The organism is Bradyrhizobium sp. LTSP857 (assembly GCF_000938285.1).
Taxonomy (GTDB): Bacteria; Pseudomonadota; Alphaproteobacteria; order Rhizobiales; family Xanthobacteraceae; genus Bradyrhizobium.
The window spans coordinates 652449-664014 of sequence record NZ_JYMS01000007.1 but is presented as its reverse complement, the minus strand read 5'-3'; the positions used below and the strand labels follow the sequence as shown (position 1 = coordinate 664014).

16 protein-coding genes are annotated in these 11566 nt (G+C 63.9%); 10 read left to right on the top strand and 6 right to left on the bottom strand.

Annotated elements, in window-relative coordinates:
- Nucleotides 1-206: 206 nt before the first annotated feature.
- The 4 genes from UP06_RS04740 (at nt 207) to UP06_RS04730 (ending at nt 1682) form a co-directional block, all read left to right on the top strand.
- Nucleotides 207-440 (top strand): DUF3551 domain-containing protein, encoded by a 234-nt coding sequence (locus tag UP06_RS04740; protein WP_045000893.1) that lies wholly within the window; start codon nt 207-209, stop codon nt 438-440.
- Nucleotides 441-487: 47 nt separating this feature from the next.
- Entirely contained in the window at nt 488-640 is a 153-nt protein-coding gene (locus UP06_RS40585) for a hypothetical protein (RefSeq protein WP_156162760.1), read from the top strand.
- 85 nt (nt 641-725) lie between these two features.
- Nucleotides 726-1061 carry a hypothetical protein gene (locus UP06_RS04735; protein WP_045000891.1) on the top strand — a complete coding sequence of 112 codons (336 nt, stop codon included), beginning with the start codon at nt 726-728 and terminating at the stop codon, nt 1059-1061.
- A gap of 12 nt (nt 1062-1073) precedes the next feature.
- The gene (locus UP06_RS04730) at nt 1074-1682 is read left to right on the top strand and encodes a hypothetical protein (protein WP_045000889.1); all 609 of its coding nucleotides are present in this window, start codon (nt 1074-1076) and stop codon (nt 1680-1682) included.
- 59 nt (nt 1683-1741) lie between these two features.
- Here the strand turns inward: UP06_RS04730 and UP06_RS04725 are convergent, their stop codons facing one another.
- On the bottom strand, nt 1742-2881 hold the full coding sequence (locus tag UP06_RS04725) for a hypothetical protein (protein ID WP_045000887.1): 1140 nt from the start codon (nt 2879-2881) through the stop codon (nt 1742-1744).
- Nucleotides 2882-3224: 343 nt separating this feature from the next.
- Between UP06_RS04725 and UP06_RS04720 the strand changes: the two genes are divergently transcribed.
- Nucleotides 3225-3533: a hypothetical protein gene (locus tag UP06_RS04720; protein ID WP_045001173.1), complete on the top strand. Its 309-nt coding sequence runs from the start codon at nt 3225-3227 to the stop codon at nt 3531-3533.
- 14 nt (nt 3534-3547) lie between these two features.
- Here the strand turns inward: UP06_RS04720 and UP06_RS04715 are convergent, their stop codons facing one another.
- A complete protein-coding gene (locus tag UP06_RS04715; protein WP_045000885.1) occupies nt 3548-3733 on the bottom strand; it encodes a hypothetical protein in 186 nt (61 codons plus the stop codon).
- Between the two features lie 490 nt (nt 3734-4223).
- Here UP06_RS04715 and UP06_RS04710 point away from each other — a divergent pair, with 490 nt between their 5' ends.
- The 4 genes from UP06_RS04710 to UP06_RS04695 are packed head-to-tail and all read left to right on the top strand — an operon-like array spanning nt 4224 to nt 6301.
- A complete protein-coding gene (locus tag UP06_RS04710; protein WP_045000883.1) occupies nt 4224-4685 on the top strand; it encodes a tellurite resistance TerB family protein in 462 nt (153 codons plus the stop codon).
- Nucleotides 4686-4687: 2 nt separating this feature from the next.
- Nucleotides 4688-5050 carry a hypothetical protein gene (locus UP06_RS04705; protein ID WP_045000881.1) on the top strand — a complete coding sequence of 121 codons (363 nt, stop codon included), beginning with the start codon at nt 4688-4690 and terminating at the stop codon, nt 5048-5050.
- Entirely contained in the window at nt 5047-5682 is a 636-nt protein-coding gene (locus UP06_RS04700; protein ID WP_045000880.1) for a TerC family protein, read from the top strand. The genes UP06_RS04705 and UP06_RS04700 overlap by 4 nt, the downstream gene beginning before the upstream one ends.
- Nucleotides 5683-5716: 34 nt before the next feature.
- On the top strand, nt 5717-6301 hold the full coding sequence (locus tag UP06_RS04695) for a TIGR00645 family protein (RefSeq protein WP_045000879.1): 585 nt from the start codon (nt 5717-5719) through the stop codon (nt 6299-6301).
- 9 nt (nt 6302-6310) lie between these two features.
- Here the strand turns inward: UP06_RS04695 and UP06_RS04690 are convergent, their stop codons facing one another.
- The 3 genes from UP06_RS04690 to UP06_RS04680 all read right to left on the bottom strand — a co-directional run bounded on the left by UP06_RS04690 (nt 6311) and on the right by UP06_RS04680 (nt 10391).
- On the bottom strand, nt 6311-8230 hold the full coding sequence (locus tag UP06_RS04690) for a diguanylate cyclase (protein WP_045000878.1): 1920 nt from the start codon (nt 8228-8230) through the stop codon (nt 6311-6313).
- Nucleotides 8231-8389: 159 nt separating this feature from the next.
- Nucleotides 8390-9358: a helix-turn-helix domain-containing protein gene (locus tag UP06_RS04685; RefSeq protein ID WP_045000876.1), complete on the bottom strand. Its 969-nt coding sequence runs from the start codon at nt 9356-9358 to the stop codon at nt 8390-8392.
- A 94-nt stretch (nt 9359-9452) separates the two neighbouring features.
- Nucleotides 9453-10391, bottom strand: coding sequence for a LysR family transcriptional regulator (locus UP06_RS04680; RefSeq protein WP_045000874.1), 939 nt, complete (start codon nt 10389-10391; stop codon nt 9453-9455).
- Nucleotides 10392-10553: 162 nt separating this feature from the next.
- Between UP06_RS04680 and UP06_RS04675 the strand changes: the two genes are divergently transcribed.
- Complete coding sequence (locus tag UP06_RS04675; protein WP_045000873.1) at nt 10554-11132, top strand: hypothetical protein; 579 nt, start codon at nt 10554-10556, stop codon at nt 11130-11132.
- A 13-nt stretch (nt 11133-11145) separates the two neighbouring features.
- On the opposite strand, the gene UP06_RS04670 is transcribed toward UP06_RS04675, so the two are convergent.
- Nucleotides 11146-11511: a DUF2478 domain-containing protein gene (locus tag UP06_RS04670; RefSeq protein ID WP_082081222.1), complete on the bottom strand. Its 366-nt coding sequence runs from the start codon at nt 11509-11511 to the stop codon at nt 11146-11148.
- Nucleotides 11512-11566 lie beyond the last annotated feature (55 nt).

Genomic DNA, 11566 nt, shown 5'->3' with positions numbered 1-11566 from the left:
TCCAAACGGCAGCCGTGAAAAGGCCGCTACAACCAAATGGCAGCCAATCTCACTCGCGTTTGAGCTCTGCTGGGCGGTCGGTTTCCGACATGGCGGACGCGCAGGTGCAGTCCCGATCTTTACGTCGTTGGCAGGCGTATAGGAACGAACCGTGCAGGGTCCGATTGAGATTCATGGACGATGTGGCATGAACAACGGAGACGACCATGCGCAAGCTTCTCATCTTGATGGCTTTGACTGCCGGACCGAGCATGTTCGCCGGCGCGGCACCTGCGGATGCCCAGGAATATCGCTGGTGTCTTCAGGGACGGCAGACGGGCTATCCCGGCGACTGCAACTATCAAACGCGGGCCCAATGCATGGCATCGGCATCAGGTCGTAATGCCGGATGCGGCATCAATCCGCGCGCGGCGTTCGCGCAGCAACGCCGGCTTCGCTAGCGCAAGCAGACGGCCAAGCTGATCCCACCGAATGCGGGACCAATGTTATGGACAAAGACAAGAGCGGGCGCGTCGTTGAGACCGCAGTCGAAGCGCGCCAAGCCGAACTCGGTCCCAGCGTGTTGATGCTACTGGGTGTGAGCCTGGGACTCTCTGTTCTCATCATGGCGGTCACCTGGATGATATTTTTCAGGCCCTGATCGCGATGGCGATGTCATTGGCAGAGAGATAGGAACGAACGCTTCGATGAGGGCTTGGCTCACTCCTCACACTCTGGAGACAAGCATGAACCGACCGTCACTCTTCGTTTGCATTTCTCTGTTTACGGCTGCCGTCGCATTGGCGGCAACACCGGCGTCAGCGCAAAATCCGCCGGCGCAATCGGGACCGAACAACAACGCGGTTAATAGCGCTGGTCAAAACAACTCCGACGCACCTGTCGCCGGTCGCAACAGTTTCACCGAAGGCCAGGCCAAATCGAAGATCGAAGATGCTGGCTACGCCAACGTCACCGAGCTGAAGAAGGACGACAAGGGCGTTTGGCGCGGCCAGGCCAGCAAGGGTGGATCGGCTTCGGCGGTCAGCGTCGACTTCCAAGGCAACGTCAATTCGACCAAGTAAGAAAGATTCAAAATGACCGTTACAATTTCTCGTCTTTACGACAACTACACCAGCGCGCAGCAGGCGGCTCAGCGGCTTGAAGCGGCCGGGGTGCCGCATTCGGATATCAGCATCGTCGCCAACAATTCGGACAGCTGGTTCAGCACCGACAAGAAGGTCGATCGTGACCGCGATGGTGTTGACGATCGCGCAGAGGGTGCAGGCAAAGGCGCCGGCATCGGTGCAGGCGTCGGCGGCACCGCCGGTCTTCTGGCAGGCCTCGGCTTGCTGGCTATCCCCGGCCTCGGACCCGTCGTCGCAGCTGGTTGGCTCGCCGCGACTGCGGTGGGTGCGGCTGCAGGCGCCGCGACCGGCGGCGTCGTCGGTGCGCTCACGGAGGCTGGCATCTCGCGGGAGGATGCGGATTCTTATGCCGAGGGCGTCCGTCGCGGCGGCACGCTGGTGTCGGCCCGAGTGGCGGATACGGACCGATCCCGCTTCGACACGCTCTTGAACGAGTCCTCTGTCAATCTGCGTGACCGCAGTGCTGCCTGGCAGAAGACCGGATGGAAATCGTTCGATCCCGCCAGCAAGCCTTACGGCGCAGACGAAGTTCGCAAGGAGCGGCAGCTCTACGGCTGATCATTGCGGCAAATGAGATCTTGGCGGCCCGCTTCGGCGGGCCGTCTCTTTTTGTGTCGCTACGCGTACAAATACCCGACTGGCTCGCCCTCGGTCCGCAGGGGACGGATGTCCTTCCCAGTAATGATCTGACCGGCCAGGCCGTCGATCTCGTCGCGCTGCGTCGGCGTCCAGGTGCGAAGGTTATTCATGCCTTTGAGCAGGCCCAGCCGGAGCACCTGGGTGTTCTCACCGACGCCAATGAGGCTTGTCGCGTTCTTGCCCGCCGTCACCACATCGCCGGCCGCGAGCTCAAAAGTCTCGCCAGTCTTGTTCTTGAATTCAGCCGTGCCGCGAATGACGCGATAGATCACGACCTCGCCCTTGGCGAAACAGGTGGCGTCCGCGGCGATGGACGTGCTCTTCGGCAGGAGCGAGTGGCCGCGCGGGTCGGTGGCGATGATGTGGCCGGCGACGAGATGGCCGCTCGGAATCTCGATCCCGATATCGCGCACATACACCGGCATGGCTGATTTCACGGGACTGTCGATGAGCGGCTTGAACAGCGCATCCAGCGCTAAGGGATCCTGAAGCCAGAAGCCTGCATTGGCAGGGCGATCATGCAGAGGGTGGCTCCAGGCCACCCGTGGCGTCTCGTCTTCGTTGATCTGATCCGGGCCGACGATGGTCGGGTTCGGAAAGGTCGTCGGATCGGTGATGAAGGCCTCGAGGAATTTGCCGGAGTAGCCCATGGAAATCGGATCCGGCGCCACTGTCTGCGGCGTCTTCAAATTCTCTTCGGTCGATAGACCCGACCAGGTGTAGAAGAGCTGGCGGTGCACGATCGCGCTTTGCAGCATTACCGCGCCGGGGCCGACATTATAGAAGCGCCCATCATAGTCGAAGGTGAACGCGCCCGAGGTGACCAGCACGAGCTGAAAGCCGCCCGGCGGAAGATGAAGATGGAAATCGGTCGGGCCGGTGTCGGGAAGGTAGATCGGCAGATTGGTCGCGACTTCGTGCAGCAGGAACGTTTCGTTGTTGGCGTGGAAGCCTTCGTTGGCGCGGTTGTAGAGCGCCTGCGGACGGTACGTCGCCTCGTACTTCGCATTCCGGTCGCGATCGATCGCCACGAAATCCTGAGTGTTGAGGCGGAGCGGCGCGCCATTCGGGTGGGTGAGGCCAGTGATTTTGAGATCGCCCGCAGCATGCACGTTCATGACATTCTCCGGTCTGAGCCATGGCTCGCTTGAGAACTCATTGCGAATTTTGGGCCAGTTCGGTTGCGGGGCAGCAAAGGGGCCCGGCGCCTCGATGCGGCGAGCCTGGTCAGGAAGAAATCCGGTGGTTGCACCGGAGGTTAGATCGCCCGCTCGCTTTGACAGTCCGACGCTCCTCCAGACCCTCGCGATTGCGGGGCCGCGACGTAATTTGTCTAATTTGTCGGCAAGCCTCGCCAGCGAGCGTGCAATTGCGCGGGTGGCAGATCAGCGTGACGCCGTCAGGCCGATTGACAATATGTTCATGATTTGTTCTTATGCTCTCACCGCGATGGAGGCAGCCATGGACAACCGTATCAACGAAATCCGCAGAACCATTCGGGCGCTCCGCGTCAGCATGCTCGAGGCTGAGGCGATCATGCATGAGCAGATCAACCGGGATGAGGACTGTAGCTTCGTGGCGCAGGAAATCCTCAAGATGCGCGCGGTCATGAGCGGGCTGGTGAAGGAGCGAACCGCGCTTGGCGATGACGAGCCGATCCTTGTGAACCACTTCTTCATTCCGCGACGCCGGCCGACACGAAAACCGGCGGCTACTCTCTCCCTCAGCTTCGGTTCTGCGCCCCGCCAAAACCTGGCGGGGACGGGTTAACACCGAGAGAGCGCTCACTCGAGGGATTGAAGCGCGATGCGCTCGGGCTTGCCCGTCGGGCTGTCGGCCCATTTCGCCATGTCCACCGCCCGCGCGTCGATGCCCTCGCACCAGAGGCAACTGGGCTCTGCGCGGCCCTTCGCGGACAGGATGGGGACCAGGCTGTGGCCGCAGCCAGCGCAATGTGTGATGTGATTCATGCGTTCCTCCACGACACAAATTCAGGAACGATATTTTCGTTCTCGAAGCTTGCGCGGGCGCTATGACGGCGCTTGAACGCGGCGTCTGATGTTGGCGGTTCGGAGATCGTCGGCGTTGCGATCCATTGGCTGCGATGTCGTTGCGAGCCTAGCGAAGCAATCCAGAGTCTTTTCGCGGAGGGATTCTGGATTGCTTCGCTAGGCTCGGAATGACCATGTTGCTGCACACCGCAACAGGGAACCGATGCGGCGGCTGGTCGCACTGCTGTCGGCTTGATTCCGGCAGAGCCGGCTTTATCTGTGAGGAGAACAAGAATCCGGGCCCCTCTGGCGAGGACGCCGACGATGTCGGTTAGACCTCGCGATGTCGGATGACCTGTCCCGCGCGAATGCGATGGATCGGCCGATCGTCGGGCCTTCTCTGTTCCCTCCGACTCAATCGTCCCCATCGCAGTTCCGCGCGGCCATTTCGCTAAGTTGAGGAGCAACGATGTCTGACGCCAAATACTCAAACCCGATCGAACTCGAGATCACCGAGCCGCGCAGCTTCAACGAGCAAGCTGCGGTGGCGCTGGTGATTGTCGGTGCGCTCGTCGCGGTGGCCGATCGACGGGTTTCGCCGGTCGAGCGCGACGAGGTGATCCGCTTCATCAGAGAGCGCGGACTGGCGCCGCACATCACCGACGAACGCCTGTTCGCGATGTTCGACGAGCTCGCCGTACGGCTCGAAGAGCCGGACTTCGCCAATGTGGTGATCGATACGCTGCGGCCGGTCGCGGACCTGCCGCTCTCGTCCCATCTCATCGAGCTGTCGGAGCGCGTCGCGGCCGCGGACGAGGACGTGCACCCCCACGAGGTGCAGGCAATCAAGCTGTTGCGCCTGCTGACGCTGGTGCTGCCGCGCGCAAAGCCGGTCGGGCCGAGCGCGGTCAGCACCACCCCAAAGGAGTGAGCATGAGCGCAGCTTCGGACGAGCGGGCGAGGGGAGCGAAGGACACCACCGGTCAGATGGCCGGCGGCGACCTGCGCCTCGACAAGCTCGTCCGTCGCTTGCCGCAGCGCATGGGCGACACCGTTTCCTATCTGCTCAAGCCGTCCAGCCGCTGGGTCCGGATTCCCGCGGGCGCGCTGCTCGTCGTCGGCGGCGTGCTGTCCATCCTGCCGGTGCTCGGCATCTGGATGCTGCCGCTTGGGCTAGCGTTGCTCGCCGAGGACGTCCCCGCGCTGCGCTCTTCCCGGTCAAAGGTGTTCGACTGGATCGAGCGCCGCAAGCCGCACTGGCTGGATCCATCCGCACCCAAAAATGATCAATCATGATTGAATTCATCACTGCCGACGCGCTGACCGCGCTGCTTCAGGTCGTCCTGATCGACCTCGTGCTCGCCGGCGACAACGCCGTCGTCATCGGCCTTGCTGCGGCGGGCCTTCCGGCCGAGCAGCGCCGGCGCGCCATCGTCGTCGGCATCGTCGCCGCCACCGCGCTTCGCATCGTCTTTGCCGGCGTTGCGACCCAGCTCCTCCAGGTGATCGGCCTCTTGCTCGCCGGTGGCGTGCTGCTGTTATGGGTGTGCTGGAAGATGTGGCGCGAGCTGCGCGAGCAAGCCGCGCAGTCGAGCGAGCTTGCGTTCAGCCATGGCGGCGGCACGGCCACATCGCCGCCGCGCAAGACGTTTGGGCAGGCTGCGGCGCAGATCGTCGCCGCCGACGTCTCCATGTCGCTGGACAACGTGCTCGCGGTCGCAGGTGCCGCGCGCGAGCATCCCTACATTCTCGCGTTCGGGCTGCTGCTGTCAGTCGCGATGATGGGCGTCGCCGCCGACCTGCTCGGCCGTGTGCTGCAGAAGCAGCGCTGGATCGCCTATGTCGGTCTCGCCATCATCGTTTACGTCGCCTTCGAGATGATCTATCGCGGTTCGCTCGAGCTCGCGCCTGTCATCGCAAGCCTCTAAGGCGACGCCCCTTGCCCGCACTCCGGAGTGATCCATGACGTCTGAACCCAAAGCACCTTCGGTGGCGCCTGTGCCGCCTCCGCCGATCGGCCTGTTTGCCCAGGTCATCTTTGGCTCGCGCTGGCTGCAGGTGCCGCTCTATGTCGGACTCATCATCGCGCAAGCCGTCTACGTGCTGCTGTTCCTGAAAGAGCTCTGGCATCTGGTCGTCCACTCGTTCGACGCCAGCGAGCAGCAGATCATGCTGGTCGTGCTCGGGCTGATCGATGTCGTGATGATCTCAAACCTTCTGATCATGGTGATCGTCGGCGGCTACGAGACCTTCGTCTCGCGCCTGAACCTGAGCGGCCATCCGGACGAGCCTGAGTGGCTCAGTCACGTCAATGCCAGCGTGCTCAAGATCAAGCTGGCGATGGCGATCATCGGCATCTCCTCGATCTCGCTGCTCAGGACCTTCATCGAGGCCGGCAATCTCGGCACCACGCGCAGCAATTTCACCGAGACCGGCGTGATGTGGCAGGTGCTGATCCACCTGACCTTCATCATCTCGGCGATCGGCATCGCCTGGGTCGACCGCCTCAGCGAGAGCGGGCACCGCAAGGTGACCGGTCACGGCTGAGCGCGCGATCTAGCCTGCGAGATTCATGTCGGCGAGAGGAGGCGAGGCCGTCTCCGCCGAGCGCAGCGATGTGGCCGCCACCGCACGGTTCCGGCCGGTGTCCTTGGCCTGGTAGAGCGCGATGTCGGCCTCTCGTAACAGTGCAATGTCGTTGGTGCAGGCCTCGTGCTTGTCGGCCACGCCGATGCTGATGGTCACATAGCCGCGCGGCGCCGCGGGATGGCGGATGTCAAGCTTTCGGATCGACTGGCGCAACTGCTCGGCGACCTCCATCGCACGTGCCTCGGTCATGCCGGGAAGCACGATGGCGAATTCCTCGCCGCCATATCTTGCAGCCTGGCCGCCAGTATTGGCAGTGACGCTCTCGATCACGCCGGCGATCTGGCGCAGGCAGGCATCGCCGGCCTGGTGGCCGAGCGTGTCGTTGAAGCCCTTGAAGTGGTCGATGTCGATCATCAGCACAGAGAGGAGCTGATTGTGCGCATACGCGTCGCGCAGGAAACCGTCGAAGCTCCGGCGGTTGGCGAGCCGCGTCAGGCCGTCGGTGGTGGCAAGCTGTGCGAGGCGACGGTTCGCCGTCGAGAGCTCCTCTTCGAGCAGCTTGCGCTGCGTCACGTCGCGCAGCACTGAGACGGTCGAGAGCCCGCCCGTGCCGAACCCCTCGGCAGGCCGGAAGTTGGATTCCAGCCACACTACCGCGCCGTCGGGCCTGTTGACGCGGAAGGTGATCGAGCGCGGACGGCCGCCGTCATCCAAGAGCTCGCCGCTGCGAGCCACCATCTCGCGGTCGTCGGGGTGGACAAGGTCGAGGCAGGAGCGACCGACGACCATGTCTTCGGTCATGCCGAGCGCTGTGCGGACCGACTGCGAAACGTAGCGGCACACACCCTTCGCGTCGAGCACGAGGACGATGTCGGCGATGTTGTCGGCGAGCAGGCGATAGCGCTCCTCGCGCTCGTACAACGACTGTTCCAGGCGCGTGCGATAGTGGAATTGCCGCGCCAGCAGCGTGGCAATGCCGGCGATGGCGAGCAGGAGGAAGAACGCAACGAAAGCGTCCCGGTGCAGCGCCTGCTGCCAGCCGGCGAGAATCTGCGCCTCGGACCGCGCGACGGTGACGAGAAGAGGGTAGTGCGGGCTCTGCTCGTAGCCGAAATATTTGGCGATCCCGTCGAAGGGCGACGTGGTTCTGTAATAGCCGTCCGGGCTCTGCTTCAGGCGGCTCTGAAACAGCGGCGTGCCGGAGAGGTCGCGGCCGCTGGAGCCGGATGGCCAGCGGGCCAGCATCGTGCCCTCGCCGGTGATCAGGCTGATGGCGCCATGCTCGCCGATCCACAACGAGCGATAGAAGTCGCTGAAATAGTCGCAAGGAATCGAGGACATGACGACACCGGCGAACGCGCCGGTTGCGGCATCGCTGATGCGCTTCGACAGCGCGATGGTCGGCCGGCCGGTGGTGCGCGAGTCGTGCGGGCCGCTGATACGCAGGCCGCTGTCGGGATTGTCCCGATGGAAGTTGAAATAATCTCGGTCGGCGTTGTTGTGGGACGGCAGCAGATCGGAGCTCGAATAGAGGGTGTCACCGTTGCGGTCGAGCACCTTGATCTCGCGGAGCTGGGGCAGCGAGCGCACCGTGCTCGCCAGATGGGCGTTGAAGCGCTCGGCGCTGTCCGGCTGGCGGTATTTGAGCAGGTCGACGATGCCGCTCATCGCGACGTCTGGCGCCTGGAACGAATGCACGGCGTGCTGGGTGAGCGAGTGGACGAGGTTCCGAATGTCTTCCTCGTTGCGCGTCAGCGCCGTCTCGCGACCGAGCGCGGCCTTCCACGCCACCAGTCCGAGCACGCATGCGCTCATCAGCACGACGAAGGCCCAAACGGCCATGGTCGAGTGGTGTTGCATCTTGGCGTGAAGACGTGCTGACGGCATCGGGCCTGACCAATGTTGAACCCGGCGATGATCGCCATCCGTCATTTCCGACTGGCTAATTTCCGTCCCCGCGCATGCGGAGAATTCGCCGCGTTATTAACGAGGCGTGGAGGCGATTGTCGGAAAGGGGCAAGTGTCCGTATTTGACCGGGGGCTCGCTCAGGAACGAGGGGCATCATCCGTAAAATAACGGCCCCGCGTCAGCGTCTCGGAAGGTGTTTCGCCGAACGCCAATCTGTAGCCGCGCGAGAAGTCGCCGAGGTGCCAGAAGCCGTTGCCGAGTGCTGCGGCCTTGACGCTCAAGCCGGTGCGTCCGGTCATGAGCTGGACGCGGGTGGCCCACAGCCGCTTGAGACGCAGATAGTGGTGCAGGCTCACGCCGTGCACGGCATGCGTTGCGGTCTGGAGCGTGCGCACGGAGACGCCGAGCGTGGCGGCAAGGTCTTCGCTGTAGAGCGGCCGGCTGCCGAACGTGGCCACAACGTCATCGAGGCGCGCGATCAGCTTGCGGTGCTTGTCGAACGATCCGCGTCGCGCGGCCAGCCCGTCGGCCGGCACCAGGGTGTCGTCGAGGCAGGCGAGCAGCGTCTCCTGGATCGGCCGGTTGAGCGCTTCGAACTGTCTGGGGTCGTTCGATTCCGAAGCCAGGCAAAACATGTTCTGGATCGTCGCACGCAGGCGCGCCATGGCTACGTCATGCGAGCGGAAGAATCCGAGTCCGCTGTCGTAATCCGCCCAGCCGCGATGGCGCATGTCCGAGTTGAACCGCATCATCAAATAGGTGTTGGCGCGCTGCTCGACCGATTTGATCGGAACCCTGCCGCGGACGACGTTTACCGTCGAACTGTCGATCTCGCGGCCGTTGGTGATGGAGTGAAACGAGAACGGGATCGTGAGGCCGACGCCGCGGTCGGTGCCGATATCGACCTCGAGGCAGCGGGCAAAGGCGCGCTGGAGCACGAAGAGCCCGTCCTGGAGCGGCAGGATGGCGCGAGACAGTGAGAAATCTCGCGGGCGAAGCGGCGTGCTGGTGCCGAGACCGAGCACTTCGTTGGCGCGAAATTCGTCGAAGTCCGAGAAGCGCTCGATACCAAGGACTCGCGAAGGTTTTAGCCGACCTAGCGGCATTTCGGGATCCTCAGAGGGTGAGCGGGCTGAATCCGCAGAAGGTATCAGATGGCCGACCCTTGGCCCTATTCCGGTAAACTACTGCGGTGCTTCATCACGCGACTTGCGGGTACGCCGCATTCTCCCGCCGCTCGCGCTCGCCGAGTTCACGCACCAGCTCTTGAAGAAACGACTCCGTGAAGGCGGGCAGGGTGCGCTCGGCGCGGACATAGATGCCGAGGTCGGACCACACGGGGCTCCCCGCATTGTCGAGCGGCAGGAACACGAGCTGGCTATCGCGCGACAAGCGGCCGACGCCGAGCTGGGTCTGGAAGGCGACGCCGACGCCGCGCGCGGCGAGCTCGCGCATCAGGTCGATCGAGTTGGCCTGGATCGCGGGTTCCGGCGTCTCGGGGAGCTGTGCGATCAGCGGTTGGAGCAGATGATAGATCGACAGCTCCGGCAACGCGTTGATGACGGGGAAGGCGAGGCATTGCGCCAGCGTGACTGTCTTGCGGCGCGCCAACGGATGCTCGCGGGCGACGAGTGCGCCAAGGCGAAACCGTTTCAGCGCGACCTGCCGCAGGTCTGGCGGATGCCTGAGCGCGATGGCAATTCCGATATCGGCCTCGCCGCGGCTCAGGGCTTCGAGCACGCCCGACGATCCCATCACCTCGGTGGTGAAGCTGACGCGCCGGGCGCGGCCGCGGTGCGAGGCGATCAGGTCGGGCAACACCGACTCGGTGAGCGACTCGATGCAGGCGATGCTGACCGTGCCGTGCCAGGTACCGGACAGGGACGCTACGTCGGAGCGGAAGCGGTCGAGGTCCTGGAGCACGTTCATGACGTGGCGGGCCAGCATCTCGCCGACCGTTGTCAGCGTCAGGCCGCGTGCATTCCGCTCGAACAAGGGCGATCCAACCTCTTGTTCCAGCTTGAGAATCTGTCGGCTGACAGCGGACGAGGCGACATTCAGGACGCGCGCCGCAGCCCGGATCGAGCCGGTGCGGCGGACGGCGTGGAAGTACTGGATGGCCGGTGAGTGAAATCGCATGGGACCCCCAGGCCAGACTATAGCTGTTGCCGAAACGGCAGCAACATGTACGAAATTCTCTGCCTTTTGAGAGCGCTGATTTCACCCTAGTGTCATGTGCGGACGGGCCTGTCGGGCCCGCGCGATGGCGCGCCCGCAACGATGCGGCAGGGGACTTTTGGGGTGGACGAGAATATCGCTTGCGAGCTGGAGCACGGGCGAGACGCCCGTCTGGTCGACCGCCGCCGCGCGGCCGCCTATGTCGGCGTGACCGCCGGCCGCTTCGAGCAATTGGTGCGCGACAACGTCGTGCCGCCGCCGGTCATGGTCGACAACAAGCGGCGCTGGCCGATCGCATTGCTCGACGTCGCCAAGGAAGCGGTCGGCAGCAGCATGCCGTCCCTGCCGGCGGCCATCGTCGATGCCGTTGCCGAGACGCGTCCCTGCGAGCGGGACGCCGTGCCGTCGTCGCGCGAATTGCCTGACCTGGCCTGGTTTGAGCAACGCGCGAGCTTCGTTCAGCGCGTCCGCCGCTCGCTGCTCTCGGGCAACGAAATCCGTCTGCTGCGCGAGTTCAAGGTGCTCAAGCAGAACCAGATCAGCATGTTCGGCTACTATGGAAGTTTCGAAGCCCTGATGGTGCGCGGCTACATCGTCGAACTCGATCGCAAGCCGCCGTCGAGCCGACCGCTGGTGACCTATCGTCTGACCGCGCAGGGCGAACAGGTGATCTCCGCACTGAAGGACGAGCCGCTCTTTTGACCGGGCGCGCGGATTATTTGAGAATCTCGCAAACCGTCTGATGCGCTCCGGTGGCGGGCTGCGGCCCGCCGGCGGAGCTGCGTTGCCACCAGATGTCCAGCGCGTCGCGGTCACAACGAAGCTTGACGCTCATGCCGCCGGCGAACTTGATCCAGTCGGCGAAGTGCTCCTTGCCGACGGCGATCACCACGGGAATGTCGGCGTCGAGCGCGCGCTCGATCAGATAGGACAGGCCCTTGCCGTCGCGCTCGCGCTTGCCGAAGCGGTTGATGATGACGAGGTCGGCGCCGTGGACAAGCGCATCCGCGATCCGCGCACCCGGCGCAGGACGGCGTCGGGATCCTGGTACGCTTCGTAGACCAGGGCGGCGAGGTCGCATTGCGCATCGAACATGATCCGCCTCCGTTTCCTTAAAAAGAGATCGGGGCCGCGGC

Coding starts and splice junctions, on each gene's coding strand:
- UP06_RS04695 (WP_045000879.1), top strand. CDS start 5,717: ATGACGTCTGAACCCAAAGCACCTTCGGTGGCGCCTGTGCCGCCTCCG.
- UP06_RS04690 (WP_045000878.1), bottom strand. CDS start 8,230: ATGCCGTCAGCACGTCTTCACGCCAAGATGCAACACCACTCGACCATG.
- UP06_RS04705 (WP_045000881.1), top strand. CDS start 4,688: ATGAGCGCAGCTTCGGACGAGCGGGCGAGGGGAGCGAAGGACACCACC.
- UP06_RS04685 (WP_045000876.1), bottom strand. CDS start 9,358: ATGCCGCTAGGTCGGCTAAAACCTTCGCGAGTCCTTGGTATCGAGCGC.
- UP06_RS04710 (WP_045000883.1), top strand. CDS start 4,224: ATGTCTGACGCCAAATACTCAAACCCGATCGAACTCGAGATCACCGAG.
- UP06_RS04730 (WP_045000889.1), top strand. CDS start 1,074: ATGACCGTTACAATTTCTCGTCTTTACGACAACTACACCAGCGCGCAG.
- UP06_RS04680 (WP_045000874.1), bottom strand. CDS start 10,391: ATGCGATTTCACTCACCGGCCATCCAGTACTTCCACGCCGTCCGCCGC.
- UP06_RS04715 (WP_045000885.1), bottom strand. CDS start 3,733: ATGAATCACATCACACATTGCGCTGGCTGCGGCCACAGCCTGGTCCCC.
- UP06_RS04725 (WP_045000887.1), bottom strand. CDS start 2,881: ATGAACGTGCATGCTGCGGGCGATCTCAAAATCACTGGCCTCACCCAC.
- UP06_RS40585 (WP_156162760.1), top strand. CDS start 488: ATGGACAAAGACAAGAGCGGGCGCGTCGTTGAGACCGCAGTCGAAGCG.
- UP06_RS04735 (WP_045000891.1), top strand. CDS start 726: ATGAACCGACCGTCACTCTTCGTTTGCATTTCTCTGTTTACGGCTGCC.
- UP06_RS04740 (WP_045000893.1), top strand. CDS start 207: ATGCGCAAGCTTCTCATCTTGATGGCTTTGACTGCCGGACCGAGCATG.
- UP06_RS04670 (WP_082081222.1), bottom strand. CDS start 11,511: ATGCGACCTCGCCGCCCTGGTCTACGAAGCGTACCAGGATCCCGACGC.
- UP06_RS04700 (WP_045000880.1), top strand. CDS start 5,047: ATGATTGAATTCATCACTGCCGACGCGCTGACCGCGCTGCTTCAGGTC.
- UP06_RS04720 (WP_045001173.1), top strand. CDS start 3,225: ATGGACAACCGTATCAACGAAATCCGCAGAACCATTCGGGCGCTCCGC.